Source organism: Paraburkholderia bengalensis (genome assembly GCF_037126505.1).
Taxonomy (GTDB): Bacteria; Pseudomonadota; Gammaproteobacteria; order Burkholderiales; family Burkholderiaceae; genus Paraburkholderia; species Paraburkholderia bengalensis.
Window position 1 is genome coordinate 81426 of the sequence record NZ_JACFYJ010000022.1, and the last position, 20141, is coordinate 101566.

Here is a 20141-nt window from a genome sequence, read left to right on the forward strand (position 1 = left end):
TTCGATTGTGATGGCAGTGGGTTTCGTGGCGTCAGGCAAAGCGATCAGTCCTGCATCTCGCGGCCAGTGAGCCGCAGAAACACATCTTCAAGATTGGCGGGCCGATGCAGATAGCGCAGCCCCGCGCGCTGTTTCAAGCGCGCGTGAACGGGCTGAGCATCGTCGACGTAACAGAAGAGCGTCTCGCCGCTGATCTCCGTGCGCACGGACAGCGGCGCGAGTTCGTCGCGCAGTGCCACGGGATCGGGCCCGTAGACTTCGATCACATCGCAGCCAATTTCCGAAGCGATCAATTCATTTGGCGCGCCCTCGGCGATCTTGCGTCCTTCCTCGATCACGCACAGCCGATGACACAGACGCTCGGCTTCCTCCATGAAGTGCGTGGTTAGCAGAATCGTCTTGCCGCGCGCAAGCAGCGAGCGCAGCCGCTCCCAGATCAGATGCCGCGCCTGCGGATCGAGGCCTGTGGTCGGCTCGTCCATGATCAGCACGTCCGGATCATTGATGAGCGCGCGCGCCAGCGTCAGGCGCCGCTTCATGCCGCCCGACAGCTCGCCGACGCGCGCATCGGCCTTGCTTTCCAGCCGCGCGAATTCGAGCAGCGACGGCACCATCGCGCGGCACTTCGCGGCGGACAGCCCGAAATAGCGGCCGAATACGAGCAGGTTTTCGCGGACGGTGAAATCGGGATCGAGATTGTCGAACTGGGGCACGACGCCGACGCGCGCCCGCGCAAAGCGCGAGCGTCCGGGAATCGGCTCGCCGCACAGACGAATTCTGCCCGCGTCGGGGGCAGCAATGCCCAGCAGCATGCGCAGCGTGGTCGTCTTGCCGGCGCCGTTCGGACCCAGCAGTCCGAAACATTCGCCCGCGCGCACGTGGAAGGACAAGCCGTCGACGACCACTTTGCCACCGTAGCGCTTTTCGACCCCATCGAATTCAATTGCAGCTTCAGACATACGACGGCAGATGCTCCCATGACTATGTGCGCGACCTGTTTGCGCGACGCCCGCGACGCGTGCAAAGCGTGGTGCAACGCGCGCGGCGGCTGCTTATTCTAGGGCATCGGACCTCGCGCGTTTGGAGGGTGTGTGGCACATCGACATGTACGACCGGCCGATCGGACGGGCTATCTTGCAGTGCGTCATGCCCGACTGGGCGCTTCGCCGCACTTAGCGTTTTCCATCCCTTGCATGTCGAATTGCGGCGCACCATGATTCAAGCGAGACCGCGATAGTCGCGGAAGGGGGAAGCAAAATGGCGAGCTACAACAAGATTCTGCTGTGCTATGACGGCTCGCGCGAAGGCCGCAAGGCGCTGCGCTGCGGCGCGGATCTCGCGCTTGATCTGAAGGCGGAAACGCATCTGCTGTCGGTGGTCGACATGCGGTCGAGCATCGCGCAAAGCGCGGGCCTGCTGACGGACGTCGCGTGCGGCAGCTTCGAGAAGACGGCGCGCGAGATCCTGCAGGAAGGCGTCGACTGGCTCACTGAGCGCGGCGTGAAGGCGACGGGGCACTTCGCGTTCGGTCATCCTATCGACGAGATCGCGTCGCTTGCAAACGAACTGCACGTCGACCTCGTGGTGGTCGGCCACCGTTGCCGCACAGGGCTGTCGCGCTGGTGGATGGGCGCGGGCAACACGCCGCTGCTCGACCGCGTGTCGTGCAGCATCCTGGTTGCGTGCTCGTCGGCCGCTGAAGAGGCGCAAGCGGCCGCCTGAGACAGACGCAGCGCTGCGCGCGTGCTCGTGGGCCTGTGTTTGCACGTCCGTCAGCCGTTCAGATCGACGGCTGACAGCTTCCACATGAACAGCCCGTTGCGACGAAAGATCGCTGAATAACGCGTGTCGCCGACACCGTGCTGGTAGCTCACCACAAACTCGTTGACGCCTCGGTAGCCCGCTGTGGTTTGCGGTGGCTGTGGCGGAGTCTGGCCGTTGGCCGCGCCCGGACCCGAGCCCGGCGCGGGCGGCCGAGCCGTTGCGCCGTCTGCTGGCGCAGCGGGCGGCGCAGGCGGGCGTTCACCCGGCTCTCCGCGCGGCGGCATACCGTTTAACAATGCGGCCACGCCGTCTGGCGTCGCATACGCGTCGACAAGCGGTCCAATCAACGCGACGCCGATCATCGCGCCAATGGCGGCGAGCGGATTGCCGTTGTGCTGCACATCGAGCCGGCGCGTCAAAAGCCCCGTGACCTGTAACTTGAGACTTTCCCGCAGCGCCGGGTAGTCGACATACTCGTCGACCGTTTGCACATCGCGAGAATCGGCGGCGCGTATGAGCCGTTCAAGCGCGACGTAAGGCGACGCATACGCATAGCCCAATACGCCAACGATGACGATAACGATCAGCGCGATCAGCAGCGGCCGGCCAACCCGGCCTTGCATTCTTACCAGACCTGCCATTGTGCGGGACTCTCCGTTTTCAGCTTCGATCTGATGTGGACCGGAGCGGCGTCAAAACGATCCCGCGAGTTTGCGGCGTGCCGGCGCGTATGAGAGCGTGCGCGTGAAAGGGCAGAAAACGCACCACGTGCGCGTGAAAGGGCAGAAAACGCACCACAACACACGATACAAGGTGCAACACAACAGGCAGCGCGACGCTCAGCGCGTCAGGCCGCCTGTTTCGTCAGTCGGTCGCCTTCTTCCGCGATGGCGCGATCGATCATGTTGCAGACGGCGTCGACGGTGCCGACCATGATGAGGCGCGACGGACCGTGATAGACGCGCACAGGCGCGCGCCGCGCCGGCTCCGCATTGAGCGCCGAGTTCAGCGATACGCGCGCGAACGCCGGCTGCGCGGACGGCAACGGTTGAGGTTCGTCATCGAACAGCGATGCCGTATGGCCCTTCGCAACGGCCGCGAGCGCGTCGAGCGGCGCACACGGGACGAGATTGCGCAGATGGCGCAGACGGCCGAACTGGCGAAAAGGCAGCAAGCGGGCAAGGCGTTCCATGAGTCTCTCCAGACAGTGTTCAGCTAATTAGAATTCCGTCGGCCGGATCAGTCCGACCGCGATGCCTTCGAGCGCAAACTCCGCGCTGCCGGCCTGAACAAAAATGTTTTCGTAATCGGGGTTCTCGGCGATCAGTTCGATGCCGTTCGGCCGCCGTTTCAGGCGCTTCACGGTTACGTCGTCGCCTAGACGTGCCACGATGATCTGGCCGTCTTTTGCTTCGCTTTTTTTTCTGCACGGCAAGCAGATCGCCGTCGAAGATGCCTGCGTCACGCATCGACAGGCCGCGCACTTTCAGCAGGTAGTCGGGCTTGCTCGAGAACAGCGAAGGATCGCAGGTGTAGGTCTGCGAGATGTGTTCTTGCGCGAGGATCGGGCTACCGGCTGCCACGCGGCCGACGAGCGGTAGCGACAGTTGCATGATGCTCGCGTGCGGCAACGTGAACTGATGCGGGGAGTCGTCCGAACTGGTGATCAGGCGGATGCCGCGCGACGCGCCCGCTGCCAGTTCGATCACGCCTTTGCGCGCCAGCGCCCGCAGATGTTCTTCCGCCGAATTGGCCGAGCTGAAGCCGAGTTCCGCGGCGATTTCGGCGCGGGTGGGAGGAAAGCCCGTGCGCTCGATGGCGCGGCGGATCAGATCGAAAACCTGCTGCTGTCGTGCGGTGAGTTTGGTCATGGCGCTACTGTATGGATAGACAGTTGACTGTATTTTTATACAGTATTCGGCGCATTTCAAGCTTTACTTTAAGTTCGTCGCGTGAGGTGTCGCGCGAGCGTCGAAAGACCGCGTTGATATGGCGTTTCCGATGCCTCAACAGACGTCGAATGTTTCTTTACCACTATTGCGTATTAAAAAATGAAGAAACATTATTTTTAATGATGAAGCCCGTTGGATAGACTGGCCTCCACTGATGCAACAGCAACACACGCGCAGCGCCAGAGCCGCTTGCCGACTGTGCAGCGGCCAAATGCGGCGGATAGCGGCACAGGGCGTGACGGGCGCCTTCATCGGCACCCTCGCGTGCACCTGACGTGCATTAATCAGCGGAAAACAGGCAGTCACACCAACAAGACGGAGAAGGTCGATGGGCAATCGGAAAACGGGGTTGGCAGGAGCAGGGAACGCACAAGCCGCGCCGCGCGGTCGGACAAGGCGTCTGGTCGTGGCGCTCGCGCTGGGCATGGCCTCTGCGCTCGGCATGATCACGACGGCTCACGCGGACACCACACTTCTGAACGTGTCCTACGATCCGACCCGCGAGCTGTATCAGGACGTCAATCAGGCGTTCGGCAAGGAGTGGAAGGCGAAGACGGGCGAATCCGTCACGTTCAAGCAGTCGCACGGCGGCTCCGGTGCGCAGGCGCGCTCCGTGCTCGACGGCCTGCAGGCCGACGTCGTCACGCTCGCGCTCGCTTACGACATCGATGCCATCGCGAACAAGGGTCTCGTCGACAAAGGCTGGCAGAAGCGCTTGCCCGACAACGCGTCGCCGTACACGTCGACGATCGTGTTTCTCGTGCGCAAGGGCAACCCGAAGCACATCAAGGATTGGGACGACCTCGTCAAGCCGGGCGTGTCGATCGTGACGCCGAATCCGAAGACCTCGGGCGGCGCGCGCTGGAACTATCTGGCCGCGTGGGCGTATGCCGCGCATCAGCCGGGCGGCAACGACCAGAAGGCGAAGGAATTTGTGAGCAAGCTGTACAAGAACGCGGGCGTGCTCGACTCCGGCGCGCGCGGCGCGACGACGAGCTTCGTGCAGCGCGGCATCGGCGACGTGCTGATCGCGTGGGAAAACGAGGCGTTCCTGTCGGTGAAGGAGTTCGGCACGGACAAGTTCGAGATCGTGGTGCCGTCGGCGAGCATTCTCGCCGAGCCGCCCGTCGCCGTGGTCGACAAGGTGGTCGACAAGCACGGCACGCGCAAGCTCGCCGAAGCGTATCTGAACTTCCTGTACAGCGAGGAAGGCCAGGAGATCGCGGCGAAGAACTTCTACCGTCCGCGTTCGAGCAAGGTGCCGGCTGCCCTCACCGAGAAGTTTCCGAAGCTGAAGTTGTACACCGTCGACGACTCGTTCGGCGGCTGGGCGAACGCGCAGAAGACGCACTTTGCCGACGGCGGCGTGTTCGATTCGATTTACCAGCCGCAGTGAAGCAGCGCGGCAGTGAAGTTTGAGCAAGGCGCGCCCTCGGGCGCGCTTTCGGCAATGTGCGTCTGGCCGGAGGCGGCAGCACGGGCATTGCAACGCATTTACCTGAAAGAGCTTTTCGCATGACGACGTTGACCTTTCGCAAACCGAGCGCCATACCCGGCTTCGGCGTGACGCTCGGCATCACGGTGGCGTATCTGAGCCTCGTGGTGCTGATTCCGCTCGCGGCCACTTTTCTGAAGACGGCCACGCTCGACTGGAGCCAGTTCGTGCGCGCCGTCATGTCGCCGCGCGTGCTCGCGTCATACCGGCTGACGTTTTTCGCGGCGCTCGGCGGCGCGCTGATCAACGCCGTGTTCGGCTTTCTCGTGGCGTGGGTGCTGGTGCGCTACAGGTTTCCGTTCAAGCGCATCGTCGATGCCGTCGTCGATCTGCCGTTCGCGCTGCCGACGTCGGTGGCGGGCATCTCGCTCGCGGCCATTTATTCGGGCAACGGCTGGATCGGCCAGTTTCTCGAACCGCTCGGCATCAAGATCGCGTTCACGCCGGCGGGCGTGCTCGTCGCGCTGACGTTCATCGGCTTGCCGTTCGTCGTGCGCACCGTGCAGCCCGTGCTCGAGGAGTTCGAGCGGGAGCAGGAAGAAGCGGCTGCGTGCCTCGGCGCGACGCGCTGGCTGACGTTCCGGCGCGTCGTGTTTCCCGCTGTCTTTCCCGCGCTGCTGACGGGCTTCGCGCTCGCGTTCGCGCGCGCGCTCGGCGAATACGGCTCGGTGATCTTCATTGCGGGCAACGTGCCGATGAAGTCGGAGATCACGTCGCTGCTGATCATCACGAAGCTGGAGCAATACGATTACGCGGGCGCGACAGCGCTGGCCGTCGTGATGCTGGTGGTGTCGTTCGTGATGCTGCTGCTGATCAACACGCTGCAGTGGTATTTGCAGCGGCGCACGAGTCGCGGACGCACGGCACCGACGGTCACGCCTGTCTCGGCGCAAGCGGCGACGCTTACGGGAGGTGCGCAATGAGCCAGGATTCCGTCATGCTGTCGCGTTCGTCAGGGGGCAATGCGAATGCTGCGCGACGTCCCGATCCCGTCACCGAGCCGCGCCTCGTGCGCTGGGTGCTGACGGGCATCGCGCTGCTGTTTCTCGCACTGTTTCTCGTGCTGCCGCTCGTCTCCGTGTTCTATCAGGCGTTGAGCAAGGGTGTCGCGTTCTATTTCGAATCGCTCGCCGATCCCGATGCCGTCTCCGCGATCAAGCTGACCTTGCTGACGGCTGCCATCGCCGTGCCGCTAAATCTTGTATTCGGTCTGGCGGCGTCGTGGTGTATCGCGAAGTTCGAGTTTCGCGGCAAGGCGCTGCTGACGACGCTGATCGATCTGCCGTTCTCGGTATCGCCCGTGATTTCCGGTTTGATCTACGTGCTGATGTTCGGCGCACAGGGCTGGTTCGGCCCGTGGCTCGCCGATCACAACGTGCAGATCATCTTCGCGGTGCCGGGCATCGTGCTCGCGACGATCTTCGTCACGTTCCCGTTCGTCGCGCGTGAACTGATCCCGTTGATGCAGGCGCAAGGCAACGACGAAGAAGAAGCGGCGCATGTGCTCGGCGCGTCCGGCTGGCAGATCTTCAGGCGCGTCACGCTGCCCAATGTGAAATGGGGCCTGCTGTACGGCGTGATTCTCTGCAATGCGCGCGCGATGGGCGAGTTCGGCGCGGTGTCGGTGGTGTCGGGCCACATTCGCGGACAGACGGACACGATGCCTCTGCATGTCGAGATTCTCTACAACGAATACAACTTTTCGGCGGCGTTCGCCGTGGCGTCGGTGCTCGCCTTGCTCGCGCTCGTCACGCTCGGTCTGAAGCTGCTCGCCGAGCGGCATATGTCGGCGGAACTCGCGAGCGCGCACGACGTGCCCGCCCATGCCGGTCCCGTCGCGAAGCCGGCGGCTTCGTCGAATCAACCCGCCGCACAATCGGTCCAGTAAGGAGAGTTGTCAAAGATGGGCATTACCGTACGCAATCTGCAAAAACGCTTTGGCGATTTCACCGCGCTCGACAACGTCTCCCTCGATTTCCCGCCGGGGGAACTCGTCGCGCTGCTCGGACCCTCCGGTTGTGGCAAGACCACGCTGTTGCGCGTGATCGCGGGCCTCGAATACGCCGACGCGGGACAGGTCGTGCTGCAAGGCCAGGATGTCGCCGAAGTGGGCGCGCGGGAGCGCAACGTCGGCTTCGTGTTCCAGCATTACGCGCTGTTCCGTCATATGACGGTGTTCGAGAACGTCGCGTTCGGTTTGCGCGTGAAGCCGCGCAAGGAGCGACCGTCCGAAGCTGTGATCCGCGAAAAAGTGCACGAACTGCTGAAGCTCGTGCAACTGGATTGGCTGGCGCAACGCTATCCGTCCGAGTTGTCGGGCGGGCAGCGGCAGCGTATCGCGCTTGCGCGCGCGCTCGCCGTCGAGCCGAAAGTGCTGCTGCTCGACGAACCGTTCGGCGCGCTCGATGCGAAAGTGCGCAAGGAGCTGCGCAGCTGGCTGCGCCGTCTGCACGACGACCTGCACATCTCGACGATCTTCGTCACGCATGACCAGGAAGAAGCGCTCGAAGTGGCCGATCGCATCGTCGTGCTCAATCACGGACGCGTCGAGCAGGTGGGCAGTCCGCAGGACGTGTACGACCATCCGCAGACGTCGTTCGTCTACGAGTTTCTCGGCGCGGCGAACCGCTTGCACGGCAGCGTCGACGGCAAGGGTTTCGTGGTCGACGGCGCGGCGCAACCGATCGCGATCGAAGCGAACTTTGCAGGTCCGGCGTTCGCATATGTGCGTCCGCACGATCTCGTGCTGTACCCGCAGGCGGCGGGTCATCGCGACGGCATCGTCGCGGCGTGCGGCGCGTGGTGCCGCTGGGCGGTTCGGTGCGCGTCGAACTCGAAGCGCGTGAAGGACATGTGCTCGAAGCGGAACTGGATCGCGAGACCTGGCGGGAATTGCGGCTTTCAGTCGGCGACGGCGTGACGGCCGTGCCGCGCGCGTTGCGTGTGTTTCCAGCGCATTGATCCGATTTCAACGCAGGCAGCGAACAACAAACTTACTCTGGACGAACCGGAGACATCGATATGAATTTTCAGCAGTTGCGCTTCGTGCGCGAAGCCGTGCGGCAGAACATGAACCTGACGGAAGTCGCGAACGTGCTGTACACGTCGCAGTCGGGCGTCTCGAAGCAGATCAAGGATCTCGAGGACGAACTCGGCGTCGATATTTTCATTCGCCGCGGCAAGCGCCTGACAGGTCTCACGGAACCGGGCAAAGCGGTGCATCAACTGATCGAGCGGATGCTGCTGGATGCGGAAAATCTGCGGCGCGTCGCGCGTCAGTATGCGGACCAGGACAACGGCCATCTCGTCGTCGCGACGACGCACACACAGGCCCGCTATGCGCTGCCCAAAGTGGTGCGCCAGTTCACCGAGGTCTATCCCAAGGTGCATCTCGCGCTACGCCAGGGCAACCCGCAGCAGATCGCGCAGATGATCATCAACGGCGAGGCCGATATCGGCATTTCGACGGAAGCGCTCGACCGTTATCCCGACATCGTTACGTTCCCGTGCTATTCGTGGCATCACGTCGTGGTCGTGCCGAAGGGGCATCCGCTCGTGGGCCGCGAAAACCTCACGCTGGAAGAGATCGCCGAGTATCCGATCGTCACGTACGACCAGGATTTCACGGGCCGCTCGCACATCGACCAGGCGTTCGCGAAAGTGGGTGCGATGCCCGACGTGGTGTTGACGGCTATCGATGCCGACGTGATCAAGACCTATGTCGAACTCGGCATGGGCATCGGCATCGTCGCCGCCATGGCGTTCGATCCGAAGCGCGACAGCGAACTGGTCGCGCTCGACACGCAGCATCTGTTCGAAGCAAGCACTACGCGCGTGGGTTTGCGCAAGGGCGCGTTCCTGCGCGCGTACGCGTACCGGCTGATCGAAATGTTCGCGCCGCAGCTGCACGAAGCGGAGATCGCGAGCCAGTTGCGCGAAGCAGCCTGAACGAGCGACAGCGAGTGGCGCGCTGCGTGAGCAGCGCACTATCCGGCTCGCGAACGGGCTCGCGAACCGGTTCGCTATCCGGCTCGTGTTTTCATCGATGGCGGCGCCGGGCACATCGCTTACAATCGCCGCCATGAATACTCTCACTTCATCATCTGCATCGACGCTGCCGCGCGTCGCCGTGCTCGCCACGGGCGGCACGATCGCGGGCGCCGCGCCCGATGCCACCAATACGTCGGGTTATCAGGCGGGCGTCGTCGGCGTCGGGCAGCTGCTGGCCGCCGTGCCGTCGCTGGCGACGGTCGCGAACGTGCAGGCCGAGCAGGTTGCGAGCGTCGACAGCAAGGACATGACGCTCGCGCTGTGGGCCACGCTTGCGCGACGCGTCAACGATCTGCTGGCGTCCGATACCGTTGATGGCATCGTCATCACGCATGGCACCGATACGCTCGAAGAAACCGCATATCTGCTGCATCTGAGCGTCAAGAGCGACAAGCCCGTCGTGCTGACGGCGGCGATGCGGCCGTCGTCGGCGCTGTCCGCGGATGGACCGCTCAATCTGCTCAACGCGGTGACGGTGGCGGGCAACGCGCAAGCCAAAGGGCAGGGCGTGCTGGTCGCGTTCAACAACCGCATTCACAGCGCGCGTGACGTGGTGAAGACGAGCACCTATGCCGTCGATGCGTTCCAGTCGCCGGAGATGGGCGCGCTTGGCTGGGTGCAGGATGGACGCGTCGAGTTTCAGCGGCGCGTCGTGCGGCCGCACACGACGGCCACGCCGTTTTCGATCGATTCGATCGGCGCCGGATGGCCCGCCGTCGACATCATCGCGAGCTACGCGGGCGCGTCGCGCATCGCCGTCGATGCCCTCGTCGCGGCAGGCGTGCGGGGCCTCGTTGTGGCGGGCACGGGCAACGGCTCGATTCACGCGAGCGTGCAAACGGCGCTCGCCGACGCAGCCGCGAAAGGCGTGGCGATTGTGCGCTCGTCGCGCGTCGGTTCCGGGCATGTGATGCGCAACGGCGCGGCTTCCGACGACGCCCTCGGCTTCGTCACGGCGGGCGCGCTCAACCCGTACAAGGCCCGCGTGCTGCTGATGCTCGCGCTCGCGGCGGGACACACGACGCCCGTCGCATTGCAGCAGGTATTCGATACCTACTGATTTCTTGCATCCGAAAGGACGGCGCGAACGTCCTTTCGGATATCACGCGACTTCTCTTGCACTTCGATGTCGGACCCGCTTCGCTCCGCCTTCTGTCACTACGTTTGACGCTGCATCGTCTATAACAATCAATAACCGGACGATTGAAGCCGTCTTCATACGCGTGCGTCGGGCTAGCTTTCAAATGACATCGCCTGCTCGGTCCGTTGCTTTTGCAACGGCTCGCGCAGCGATCATTCGCAATGTGCGCATTCATGTCTTTCCAGTAGTTGCAGGCCCAACCACCGGCATCACGGCGACGGCAACCCGCTTGCATGGGCAGCGTGAGGCGCAGGCCGCGACGTTGCCCGACAGGAGACACCCCCGATGAACGCAACTCTGAGGCTTTGGCCGCTCGCCGTCGGCGCGGCGCTGGCTGTCTTGCCCGCCGCGCGGGCGGCTCAGGACAGCGTGCAGACGCCGTCGAACTCCAGGACCGCGGGCAACACGAAGCCGGCCGAAACGGTGCCGCAAACGGGCGCGCGCGCCGACGCGCTGCGCGAGAACCTGAAGGCGGTCAAGCTGCCGCCCGGCTTCAGGATCGAGCTTTATGCGATCGTACCCGAGGCGCGCGCGATGGCGGTCGAGCCGTCGACGGGCGTCGTGTTCGTGGGCACGCGCGGGGATCGCGTGTGGCAGGTGAGCGACGGCAGGAAGCGGCGCGTCGCCGACGACGTCGTGCAGTTCGCGAGTTCCGTGACGTTCAAGGACCCCAATGGCGTGTGCTTCTCGCCCGAGGGCGTGCTGTACGTCGCGGAGCAGAACCGGGTGTTGGCGTTTCCCGCTGCGCAGGTCGTCGGCAAAGGCGGGCCGGATGTGGCCGCCGCCGTCGTCGTTCCGCAGGGCAAACTGGTTCCGACGCAGTTGGAGAGCGCCAATCACGGTGCGCGTTACTGCCGCGTCGGGCCCGACAAGAAGCTGTACATCGCGCTCGGCCAGCCCTGGAACGTGCCGCCGAAGAGCAAGCTCGCGGAGCTCGACAAAAACGGGCTCGCGGGCATCATCCGTATGGACCAGAACGGCAAGAACCGCGAGATCTATGCGCATGGCGTGCGCAATTCGGTGGGGCTCGACTTCAATCCGAAGGACAAGTCGCTGTGGTTCACCGACAACCAGGTGGACGGCATGGGCGACGACATTCCTCCGGGCGAGCTGAATCACGCGGTGAAAATGGGCGCGAACTACGGCTTTCCATGGTACGGCGGCGGACACGTGCGCACGGACGAGTACCGGAACGACACGCCGCCTGCGGGCGTCGTGTTCCCGGCCGTCGAATATGCGGCGCATGCAGCCGATCTCGGCATGTCGTTCTACACGGGCAAGATGTTTCCGGAGAAGTACCGGGGCGGCATCTTCGATGCAGAACACGGCTCGTGGAATCGCACCAAGCCGATCGGCGCGCGGATCATGTTCACGGCTGTGAAGGATGACGGCACGGTCGGCCAGACGGAGGTGTTCGCCGAAGGCTGGCTGACGCCGAACGGCGAGTACATGGGGCGTCCCGTCGACGTGCAGCAGTTGCAGGATGGGTCGCTGCTCGTTTCCGACGATTACGCGGGCGCGGTTTACCGGATTTCGTACTCGAAGTGAAGTGCCTCGCGGCATGGGCGTTTGCGTTTGTGTGGTGTGCGCAGGCATCCGCGATAGCGCCTCGCGGCGCAAGCGTTGCCCCTGTGCGGGGCGGCAGTTACTTTCTTTGCCGCCGCAAAGAAAGTAAGCAAAGAAAGCGGGCTACGACCGCCAATCCTTGACCGTTACCCACGGGCTCTCAACGTCCCCTCTGTTCACGCGGCAGTTTTCTTTTCGCGTGCGTCGCCTACGCATCCCCAATCGCCGCATCCGTTTCACGCGCGCGCGTCACTGCACGCGACCATCGCTTCGCAATATCCACGCCATTCGGGCGCTGCCATTTGCGGCAAGCCAACCTACACAGAGATTGCCGCACAGGGCCCAAAAGATCTGATGGCGCCGACGTTTGCACGGACGCATGAAGCGGGTGAGGCCCACCGCAAGTACGCTGGCACCAAAAAACCGAACAGCGCGATGCCGCGCGAAGTGCGGGGACGTTGAGAGCCCGTGGGCAAGTGCCAAGGGCTGGCGGTGGTAGCCCGCTTTCTTTTGCCTACTTTTCTTTGCGGCGGCAAAGAAAGTAAGTGCCGCCCCGCACAGGGGCAACGCTCGCGCCGCGAGGCGCTATCGCGGATGCCAACGAAGAGGGCGAGCGCGCATCGGAAAGGTCTGCGCAGCAGTTGCCCGCGAAGAGGGCTAACGCACACCGGCAATGCCCGCGCCGCGTAGGCGCTATCGTGGATGCCAGCGAAGAAGTCGAACGCGCATTAGAAGAGCCCGCGCAGCCAAGGCACCAAATCGCACCACAAAACAGCGTCGCAGACAAAAAACCAAAACCACAGCAGGACACCCGACGATGACGTCTGACCGACCAAGGCTTCCCCGGCATCGCCGGGTGCCGCTGCGGACCCCACTTGCCGCTCTCAGCCCAGAGCGACATGATTTGCCCGATCCGATGCGTGCCGCGCGCCGGACCGGGCGCCCCACCTGCGCCGCGTGCGAACACGCGGCATCGTTTGTTGCGTCGATCAGGCCGCTTTCTGCTCGGCGGCGGGCGCCTGCGCGACTTCGAAGTTCGCCATGATCTCGAGCGCGCGGACCATCGCCGAGTGATCCCATGCCTTGCCGCCGTTCGCTGCGCACACGCTGAAAAGCTGCTGGGCGCTCGCCGTATGCGGCAACGCGATGCCCAGCTTGCGCGCGCCGTCGAGCGCGAGGTTCAGGTCCTTCTGGTGCAACTCGATCCTGAAGCCGGGGTTGAAGGTGCGCTTCGTCATGCGCTCGCCGTGCACTTCGAGAATGCGCGACGATGCAAAGCCGCCCATCAGCGCCTTGCGCACACGCTCGGGATCGGCGCCCGAACGCGCGGCGAACAGCAGCGCCTCCGCAACGGCTTCGATGTTCAGCGCGACGATGATCTGGTTCGCCACCTTGCAGGTCTGGCCCGCGCCGTTCTCGCCGATCAGCGAAATGTTCTTGCCCATCAGCTCGAACAGCGGCTTGGCGAGGTCGAAAGCCTTTTCCGGGCCACCGACCATGATCGTCAGCGTCGCGTCGCGTGCGCCGATTTCGCCGCCGGAGACGGGGGCGTCGAGGTAGTCGCAGCCGAGTTGGTTGATCTGCTTCGCGAAGTTCTGCGTGTCGAGCGGCGAGATCGAGCTCATGTCGATCACGAGCTTGCCCTTCGACAAACCCTTCGCAACGCCATCGTCGGCAAACAGCACGTTCGCGACATCGGGCGTGTCCGGCACCATCACGACGACGATGTCCGACGCTTGCGCTACAGCCGTCGAATCGGCGACGACCGTGGTCGTTTTGGCGAGATCTTCGGGCACCGGGAACTTGCCGTTGACGACGAGCGAATGGCCGCCCTTGATGAGGTTGCGCGCCATGTGCGCGCCCATGATGCCGAGGCCGATGAAACCGATCTTTGCCATTGAATGAGTCTCCAGATAATGAGGTTCGAAAAGTGTGCTCGGGTGTTCGTGAGGGGCGTGGCGCTGTTCAGGCCGACGCGTGTGCGCGCTTCACGCCCGCGACGCTTTGAAGCCAGCCGAGGCCTTCCGTGGTTGTCGTGCGCGGCTTGTACTCGCAGCCGACGTAGCCCTGATAGCCGAGCGAATCGAGCAGATCGAACAGGAACGGATAGTTGATTTCGCCCGTGCCGGGTTCGTTGCGGCCCGGGTTGTCGGCGAGCTGGATGTGAGCGATCTGCGCGAAGTGCTTCTTGATCGTCGCGGCGAGTTCGCCTTCCATCCGTTGCATGTGATAGATGTCGTATTGCAGGAACAGGTTGTCGGAACCGACAGCCTGAATCACGTCGAGACCTTCGGCCGAACGGTTCAGCGCGAAGCCCGGAATGTCGTACGCGTTGCACGGCTCGACGAGCAGCTTGATGCCTTCCTTCTTCAGCGCCGCGGCGGCAAAGCGCAGGTTATCGACGATCGTCGCGCGTGCCTTGTCGGCATCGACGTTCTTCGGAATGCCGACCAGGCAGTTCAGTTGCGGCACCTTCAGCGCCTTCGCGTATTCGATGGCGCGGCCCACGCCTTCCTGAAACTCGCCGACGCGATCCGGCAGCGAAGCGATACCGCGTTCGCCCGCTTCCCAGTTGCCGGCAGGCAGGTTGTGCAGCACGAGCTTGAGCTTGTTTTGCTGCAGACGCTCCGACAGTTCGTTGATCTGATACGGATACGGAAACAGGAATTCGACGGCGTCGAAGCCCGCATCGGCGGCCGCTGCGAAGCGGTCGAGGAACGGTACTTCGTTGAACAGCATCGTCAGATTCGCGGCAAATTTCGGCATGTTGCTTTTCTCTCTGGTCGGTCAAATTGAACAGCGTGGCGTGCGTCGGAGGCGTTTCTTGCGAAGCGCCTCCGGCACGATGAAGCGGTGAAGCGGAGAAAACGGACGAAGCGGAATGCGACGGCGCTTAGTCGAGCAGGCTGACGGCGCTCGGCGCGTCGGCGCGCGTCACGGCGAGGTCTTCGAACTCGTTGATCGCGTCGATCTCGGTGCCCATCGAGATGTTCGTCACACGCTCGAGAATCACTTCGACGATCACAGGCACGTTGAACTCGGAGAGCATCGACTGTGCTTTTTGCAGCGCGGGCTTGATGTCTTCCGGCTTGAACACACGAATCGCCTTGCAACCGAGGCCCTCCGCGACGGCAACGTGATCGACGCCATAGCCTTCCACTTCCGGCGCGTTGATGTTGTCGAATGCGAGCTGCACGCAGTAATCCATGTCGAACGCGCGCTGCGCCTGGCGGATCAGGCCCAGATACGAGTTGTTCACCACGACGTGCACGTACGGCAGCTTGAACTGCGCACCCACGGCCAGCTCTTCGATCATGAACTGGAAGTCGTAGTCGCCCGACAGCGCGACGATGGGGCGCTGCGGATCAGCGGCTCGCACACCGAGCGCAGCCGGAATCGTCCAGCCGAGCGGACCGGCCTGGCCGCAGTTGATCCAGTTGCGCGCCTTGAAGACGTGCAGGAACTGCGCGGCGGCGATCTGTGACAGACCGATCGTGCTCACGTAGCACGTATCCCGGCCGAACACCTGGTTCATCTCTTCATACACGCGCTGCGGCTTGATGGGCACGTTGTCGAAGTGCGTCTTGCGCTGCAGCGTGCGCTTGCGGGCCTGGCATTCCTCGACCCACGCGCCGCGGTCCTTCAGCTTGCCAGCCGCCTTCCATTCCTTCGCCACTTCGACGAACAGTTCGAGTGCCTTCTTCGCATCGGACACGATGCCCAGGTCCGGGCCGAACACGCGGCCGATCTGCGTCGGTTCGATATCGACGTGCACGAACTTGCGGCCCTTCGTGTAGACCTCGACGCTGCCCGTGTGACGGTTCGCCCAGCGATTGCCGATGCCGAGCACGAAGTCGGAGGCGAGCATCGTCGCGTTGCCGTAGCGGTGCGACGTCTGCAGGCCGACCATGCCCGCCATCAGCGGGTGATCGTCGGGAATCGCGCCCCACGACATCAGCGTCGGGATGACGGGCACGCCGACCGTTTCGGCGAACTGCACCAGCAGGTCTTCTGCCGCGGCGTTGAGCACGCCGCCGCCGGAGACGATCAGCGGTTTCGCCGAATCGTTGAGCAGCGTGAGGGCCGCTTCGATCTGCTTGCGGGTCGCGGCGGGCTTGTAGATGGGCAGCGGCTCGTACGTGTCGATGTCGAACTCGATTTCGGCGAGTTGCACGTCGATGGGAAGATCGACCAGCACGGGGCCGGGGCGGCCCGAGCGCATCAGGTGAAAGGCCTGCTGGAACACGCGCGGCACGAGGGCCGGCTCGCGCACCGTGACGGCCCACTTGGTGACGGGCTTCGCGATCGATTCGATGTCGACTGCCTGGAAGTCTTCCTTGTACAGACGCGCGCGCGGCGCCTGGCCCGTGATCGCCAGAATGGGGATCGAATCGGCGGAAGCGGAATAGAGGCCCGTGATCATGTCGGTGCCTGCCGGGCCCGACGTGCCGATACACACGCCGATGTTGCCCGGTGCAGCGCGCGTATAGCCTTCGGCCATGTGCGATGCGCCTTCGACGTGGCGCGCCAGAACGTGGCTGATGTTGCCTGCCTTGCGCATGGCCGAGTAGAACGGATTGATGGCGGCGCCCGGAACGCCGAAAGCCGTGTCGATGCCTTCTTTTTCGAGCACGAGCACTGCTGCGTCGACGGCTCTCATCTTGGCCATGTTGTGTCTCCTGAAGTCTGTAATGCCGGTGGGGCGTGATGGGGTGTTGGCCACACTTTAAAACTGCATCCAGGGTTTGATAAGATCAATCACGGTCGCTTATTACGAAACAAAAAGTATGGAATTCGGGTCCCGCGCCGTTTGCGCGCGATCCTGGGAAACGCCCGCCGGAAGGGCGCGCGGTAGCGGCGCAGGTGCGGCAAGGGCGAGATAGGGCGACATAGTGATGAGACAGGGGCGAGACAGGGGCGAGGTTCGGGCGAAAGCTCAGCCAGACGCGCCCACGGCCGCCGACAGGAGACGAACATGGACCGCTTCAAACAGATCGAAACCTTCGTGCGGGTCGCCGACGCGGGCAGTCTCGCGTCGGCGGCGCTGGAAGAGGGCGTGTCGCCCGTGATCCTCGGGCGGCGCATCGATGCCCTCGAAAAGCGCCTCGGCGTGAAGCTGATGTACCGCTCGACACGGCGGCTCGTCGTCAGCGAAGAGGGCGCCGCGTTTCTGGAGCGCTGTCGCGGGCTGCTGAGCGAATGGGATCAGGCTGAAAACGAACTGATGGCGGGGCGGCGCTCCGTGAATGGTCATCTGATCGTGTCGGCGCCCGCCGCGTTCGGACGCAAGCACGTCGCGCCGCTTGCGCCCGCGTTCCTGAAGGACAAGCCCGAGTTGCAGGTGTCGTTCAATCTGACCGACCGCGTCGTCGATCTGGTGCGCGAGGGCTATGACCTGTCGATCCGTATCGGCGGCGCCGTCGATCCGAATTTCGTCGCCGTGAAGCTCGCGACGAACCGGCGCGTGGTGTGCGGCACGCCCGACTATTTCCGCAAGCACGGCAAGCCGAAGACGCTCGAGGACCTGCCGAACCACAACTGTCTCGCGTTCAACCTGCAAGGCGGGCAGAACCGCGGCTGGTATTTCCGGCGCAACGGCAAGCTGACGACAGTGCGGGTGGGCGGCACGCTCGACTGCAACGACGGCGAGTTGCTGCACCGGTGGGTATCGGAGGGGCTCGGGCTTGGGTGGCGCTCGACGTGGGAAATCGATCAGCAGCTCGCGCGCGGCGAACTTGAGACGGTGCTCGACGAATATGCGCTGCCTGATTACGACATCCTTGCCGTGTATCCGCAGCAGCGCTATGTGCCCGCGAAAGTGCGGTATTTCATCGATTATCTGAAAGAGGTGTACGCGCGGGCGGATTATTGGGCGAGTGTCGAATGAAGGAGTTGGCTGCGCGGGCTTTTGTGGTTCGGGTTTGGTTTTTGGCGCCTACGCGGCGCGGGCATTGCCGGTGGTGTTGCCCTTTGCGTGGGCCTCCGCGATGGCGCAACCCTGACGCCACCGGACCAAAAGCACCCCCAAAAACCATACCGCCAGGTCAAATCCCTCACCCCACCACAATCGTCCCGTTCATCGTCTCGTGCCCCGATCCGCAGAAGATGTCGCACAGAAAATCGACGGTGCCGGCCGCGCCCGCCTGGGCGGGCACGCGCACGACGACGCCCGGCGGCACATCGGCGCGCACGTTGTACTGCGGGATCGCGAAGCCCATGACCGTGTCCTGCGCCGTCAGTTCGAACACGACGTTCTCATGCGGCGCGAGCTTGATCTGATTGGGCGTGAACACGAACTTGCGGGCACTCACCTTGATCACGCGCGGCTCGGCGGCGCGCGCCTCGAAGCGGCCCGCGACGACGAGCAAGGCGCTCATCGCTGCAAGCGTGAAGAAGCGGCGCCGCGTCCTGTCGACGGTAAAGGTCTGCATGCTGGTCTCCCCGTCACGACGTCTTGATGGGCATCTCGTTGAGCGCGAGCGCGCCCGAGGGCCTCGACACTTCGACCTGCCGCCAGCCAAGCCCGCGGTAGGGCGCCGATGCATCCCACGGCACAGGCAGCTTCTTCGCCTGCGACATCGCGGGCGGCAGCGGGAACATCAGGGAGCGCGCCGCATGATGCGCGATGTTGCCCGTCACCATGTGGTGCTCCTGATGGATATGCCCGTAGAACACGGTGACGTTCTTGCGCCGGCTCAGCACGTCGATCACCTGCGCGCCGTCGCGTGTCGCCCAGTCCCATTGCGGCGCGAGATCGAACAGCGGCCGGTGCGTGAACACGACGATGCGCGCATCCTGCGGCTGCCTGTCGATATCGGCGGCAAGCCACGCGATCTGCTGGTCGCCGACGCGGCCTGCCGGGTCCGACACGTTGTCGATCGTGATGAAGTGCACGCCCTTGTGATCGAACGTGTAGTGTGTCTGGCCGAAGTGCTCCTTGTACGCGGTGCCCGCGTCGAGGCTCGCGTCGTGCTCGCCCGGCATCACATACAGCGGCTTCACCTTCAGGTCTGCGACGATCTGCTGGAACTGCCGCATGCGTTCGTGGCGCAGCGCGCTGTCGTCGGTGGTGTGCGTGAGGTCGCCCGTGAAGATCACGAAATCGGGCGGCGAGGGCAGCGCGTTGACGGCGGCAATTGCCTTCGGCAGCGTGCCCTTTGGATCGGGGTTGACGCCGGGGCCTTCGAAACCCCAGTGCGCATCGGAAAGCTGGACGAAGTAGAAATCGTCGTCGCGTCCGTACGTGAAACCGGGCAGCGCCGACGCGAAGGCCGCTCCGCCGACGGCCGCGAGCCGCAGAAAGTCACGCCGCCTGAGACTTTTGAGAGCGCTTTGCATGGTTCTCCTCGCGAGTGAAAGACTCATCTGTATTACTGCGCGGCCATGCTTCCTATTCCCGCTTTTTTCGCGGCATGAATAAATGCGGGAATAAACTGGATTTCGGATCGGTATTGTTGCTGTGAGTCTGGCCAAGCCTGGAGGCAATCGGTGGATGAGACCGGAAAACATGCTGGATCTGGCGACGCGCGCGCCGAGGCGGCACGCAGTCTGCGCTTTCAGCAGATGGCGCTGCCGCATCTCGACGCGGCGTACAACCTGGCGCGCTGGCTGTGCGGCAACGGGCACGACGCCGACGACGTCGTGCAGGATGCATACATGCGCGCATTCCGTTTTTTCGACACGTTCCACGGCGAGACGGCGCGGCCCTGGCTGCTCGCGATCGTGCGGCGCACGTGGTACACGGAATGGCGCAGGCGCTCGGGCGGCGTGAACGCGACCATCGAGTTCGACGAGAACCTCGACGACGAGTCGTTCGAAGGCTGGAATTCGAGCTCGCCCGACCCCGAAGCGCTGATGATCCGCGACGAGGACACGCGGCTCGTGCACGAGGCGCTCGAACAATTGGCCGTCGAGTATCGCGAGGTCCTGATCTTGCGCGAGCTGGAAGAGCTGAGCTACCGCGAGATCGCGCAGATCGCCGATCTGCCCGTGGGCACCGTGATGTCGCGGCTCGCGCGAGGGCGTCGAAAGCTGGCGACAGTGCTGACGTCGCTGCAATCGAAGGGGAGCGCGCGCAAGCCAGGCGACGCGCGCGAGGCGGGCGCCGCGCACCGTGCGCGCGATCCGGCCGACGGGACCGACGGAACCGATGAGATGCCGGGAGCGCGTCCCG

17 protein-coding genes and 2 pseudogenes are annotated in these 20141 nt (G+C 63.9%); 10 read left to right on the forward strand and 9 right to left on the reverse strand.

Features of this window, described 5'->3' with window-relative positions; translation table 11 throughout:
* Positions 1-44: 44 nt before the first annotated feature.
* A complete protein-coding gene (gene nodI, locus H3V53_RS15815; RefSeq protein ID WP_336598728.1) occupies positions 45-959 on the reverse strand; it encodes a nodulation factor ABC transporter ATP-binding protein NodI in 915 nt (304 codons plus the stop codon).
* Positions 960-1257: 298 nt separating this feature from the next.
* Between nodI and H3V53_RS15820 the strand changes: the two genes are divergently transcribed.
* Positions 1258-1722 carry a universal stress protein gene (locus H3V53_RS15820; protein WP_336598729.1) on the forward strand — a complete coding sequence of 155 codons (465 nt, stop codon included), beginning with the start codon at positions 1258-1260 and terminating at the stop codon, positions 1720-1722.
* 50 nt (positions 1723-1772) lie between these two features.
* Here H3V53_RS15820 and H3V53_RS15825 read toward each other — a convergent pair whose 3' ends face one another.
* The 3 genes and pseudogenes from H3V53_RS15825 to lexA form a co-directional block, all read right to left on the reverse strand.
* Complete coding sequence (locus H3V53_RS15825; protein WP_336598730.1) at positions 1773-2405, reverse strand: DUF2939 domain-containing protein; 633 nt, start codon at positions 2403-2405, stop codon at positions 1773-1775.
* Between the two features lie 206 nt (positions 2406-2611).
* Positions 2612-2956: a hypothetical protein gene (locus H3V53_RS15830; RefSeq protein WP_054926837.1), complete on the reverse strand. Its 345-nt coding sequence runs from the start codon at positions 2954-2956 to the stop codon at positions 2612-2614.
* Between the two features lie 27 nt (positions 2957-2983).
* Positions 2984-3635: pseudogene (gene lexA, locus H3V53_RS15835) on the reverse strand (transcriptional repressor LexA).
* 409 nt (positions 3636-4044) lie between these two features.
* Between lexA and H3V53_RS15840 the strand changes: the two are divergent.
* The 7 genes and pseudogenes from H3V53_RS15840 to H3V53_RS15870 all read left to right on the forward strand — a co-directional run bounded on the left by H3V53_RS15840 (position 4045) and on the right by H3V53_RS15870 (position 11950).
* Positions 4045-5112 carry a sulfate ABC transporter substrate-binding protein gene (locus H3V53_RS15840; protein ID WP_336598731.1) on the forward strand — a complete coding sequence of 356 codons (1068 nt, stop codon included), beginning with the start codon at positions 4045-4047 and terminating at the stop codon, positions 5110-5112.
* A 119-nt stretch (positions 5113-5231) separates the two neighbouring features.
* Complete coding sequence (gene cysT, locus H3V53_RS15845; protein ID WP_336598732.1) at positions 5232-6134, forward strand: sulfate ABC transporter permease subunit CysT; 903 nt, start codon at positions 5232-5234, stop codon at positions 6132-6134.
* Positions 6131-7099, forward strand: a complete 969-nt coding sequence (cysW, locus tag H3V53_RS15850; RefSeq protein WP_336598733.1) for a sulfate ABC transporter permease subunit CysW — start codon at positions 6131-6133, stop codon at positions 7097-7099. Before cysT ends, cysW begins: the two co-directional genes overlap by 4 nt.
* 15 nt (positions 7100-7114) lie before the next feature.
* A pseudogene (locus H3V53_RS15855) lies at positions 7115-8172 on the forward strand (sulfate/molybdate ABC transporter ATP-binding protein).
* A 60-nt stretch (positions 8173-8232) separates the two neighbouring features.
* The gene (locus H3V53_RS15860; RefSeq protein ID WP_054926842.1) at positions 8233-9159 is read left to right on the forward strand and encodes a CysB family HTH-type transcriptional regulator; all 927 of its coding nucleotides are present in this window, start codon (positions 8233-8235) and stop codon (positions 9157-9159) included.
* A 133-nt stretch (positions 9160-9292) separates the two neighbouring features.
* The gene (locus H3V53_RS15865; protein ID WP_336598734.1) at positions 9293-10321 is read left to right on the forward strand and encodes an asparaginase; all 1029 of its coding nucleotides are present in this window, start codon (positions 9293-9295) and stop codon (positions 10319-10321) included.
* 366 nt (positions 10322-10687) lie between these two features.
* On the forward strand, positions 10688-11950 hold the full coding sequence (locus H3V53_RS15870; RefSeq protein WP_336598735.1) for a PQQ-dependent sugar dehydrogenase: 1263 nt from the start codon (positions 10688-10690) through the stop codon (positions 11948-11950).
* Between the two features lie 1007 nt (positions 11951-12957).
* On the opposite strand, the gene H3V53_RS15875 is transcribed toward H3V53_RS15870, so the two are convergent.
* From H3V53_RS15875 to gcl, 3 genes are all read right to left on the reverse strand, one after another.
* A complete protein-coding gene (locus H3V53_RS15875; RefSeq protein ID WP_336598736.1) occupies positions 12958-13866 on the reverse strand; it encodes a 2-hydroxy-3-oxopropionate reductase in 909 nt (302 codons plus the stop codon).
* Positions 13867-13933: 67 nt separating this feature from the next.
* A complete protein-coding gene (gene otnI / locus H3V53_RS15880; protein WP_336598737.1) occupies positions 13934-14734 on the reverse strand; it encodes a 2-oxo-tetronate isomerase in 801 nt (266 codons plus the stop codon).
* A gap of 127 nt (positions 14735-14861) precedes the next feature.
* The gene (gene gcl / locus H3V53_RS15885) at positions 14862-16637 is read right to left on the reverse strand and encodes a glyoxylate carboligase (RefSeq protein ID WP_336598738.1); all 1776 of its coding nucleotides are present in this window, start codon (positions 16635-16637) and stop codon (positions 14862-14864) included.
* Positions 16638-16943: 306 nt separating this feature from the next.
* Here gcl and H3V53_RS15890 point away from each other — a divergent pair, with 306 nt between their 5' ends.
* Positions 16944-17855 (forward strand): LysR family transcriptional regulator, encoded by a 912-nt coding sequence (locus tag H3V53_RS15890; protein WP_336598739.1) that lies wholly within the window; start codon positions 16944-16946, stop codon positions 17853-17855.
* 166 nt (positions 17856-18021) lie between these two features.
* On the opposite strand, the gene H3V53_RS15895 is transcribed toward H3V53_RS15890, so the two are convergent.
* Both H3V53_RS15895 and H3V53_RS15900 read right to left on the reverse strand, forming a co-directional pair.
* Complete coding sequence (locus H3V53_RS15895) at positions 18022-18399, reverse strand: cupredoxin domain-containing protein (RefSeq protein ID WP_336598740.1); 378 nt, start codon at positions 18397-18399, stop codon at positions 18022-18024.
* Positions 18400-18412: 13 nt separating this feature from the next.
* On the reverse strand, positions 18413-19306 hold the full coding sequence (locus H3V53_RS15900; RefSeq protein ID WP_336598741.1) for a metallophosphoesterase family protein: 894 nt from the start codon (positions 19304-19306) through the stop codon (positions 18413-18415).
* 150 nt (positions 19307-19456) lie between these two features.
* Here H3V53_RS15900 and H3V53_RS15905 point away from each other — a divergent pair.
* Positions 19457-20141 (forward strand): RNA polymerase sigma factor (locus H3V53_RS15905; RefSeq protein WP_336598742.1); only part of this gene is annotated, 685 nt, incomplete at its 3' end.

Excerpts from the sequence above, each read along its gene's own strand:
- nodI (WP_336598728.1), bottom strand. The coding sequence starts at position 959 with ATGTCTGAAGCTGCAATTGAATTCGATGGGGTCGAAAAGCGCTACGGT.
- H3V53_RS15820 (WP_336598729.1), top strand. The coding sequence starts at position 1,258 with ATGGCGAGCTACAACAAGATTCTGCTGTGCTATGACGGCTCGCGCGAA.
- H3V53_RS15825 (WP_336598730.1), bottom strand. The coding sequence starts at position 2,405 with ATGGCAGGTCTGGTAAGAATGCAAGGCCGGGTTGGCCGGCCGCTGCTG.
- H3V53_RS15830 (WP_054926837.1), bottom strand. The coding sequence starts at position 2,956 with ATGGAACGCCTTGCCCGCTTGCTGCCTTTTCGCCAGTTCGGCCGTCTG.
- H3V53_RS15840 (WP_336598731.1), top strand. The coding sequence starts at position 4,045 with ATGGGCAATCGGAAAACGGGGTTGGCAGGAGCAGGGAACGCACAAGCC.
- cysT (WP_336598732.1), top strand. The coding sequence starts at position 5,232 with ATGACGACGTTGACCTTTCGCAAACCGAGCGCCATACCCGGCTTCGGC.
- cysW (WP_336598733.1), top strand. The coding sequence starts at position 6,131 with ATGAGCCAGGATTCCGTCATGCTGTCGCGTTCGTCAGGGGGCAATGCG.
- H3V53_RS15860 (WP_054926842.1), top strand. The coding sequence starts at position 8,233 with ATGAATTTTCAGCAGTTGCGCTTCGTGCGCGAAGCCGTGCGGCAGAAC.
- H3V53_RS15865 (WP_336598734.1), top strand. The coding sequence starts at position 9,293 with ATGAATACTCTCACTTCATCATCTGCATCGACGCTGCCGCGCGTCGCC.
- H3V53_RS15870 (WP_336598735.1), top strand. The coding sequence starts at position 10,688 with ATGAACGCAACTCTGAGGCTTTGGCCGCTCGCCGTCGGCGCGGCGCTG.
- H3V53_RS15875 (WP_336598736.1), bottom strand. The coding sequence starts at position 13,866 with ATGGCAAAGATCGGTTTCATCGGCCTCGGCATCATGGGCGCGCACATG.
- otnI (WP_336598737.1), bottom strand. The coding sequence starts at position 14,734 with ATGCCGAAATTTGCCGCGAATCTGACGATGCTGTTCAACGAAGTACCG.
- gcl (WP_336598738.1), bottom strand. The coding sequence starts at position 16,637 with ATGGCCAAGATGAGAGCCGTCGACGCAGCAGTGCTCGTGCTCGAAAAA.
- H3V53_RS15890 (WP_336598739.1), top strand. The coding sequence starts at position 16,944 with ATGGACCGCTTCAAACAGATCGAAACCTTCGTGCGGGTCGCCGACGCG.
- H3V53_RS15895 (WP_336598740.1), bottom strand. The coding sequence starts at position 18,399 with ATGCAGACCTTTACCGTCGACAGGACGCGGCGCCGCTTCTTCACGCTT.
- H3V53_RS15900 (WP_336598741.1), bottom strand. The coding sequence starts at position 19,306 with ATGCAAAGCGCTCTCAAAAGTCTCAGGCGGCGTGACTTTCTGCGGCTC.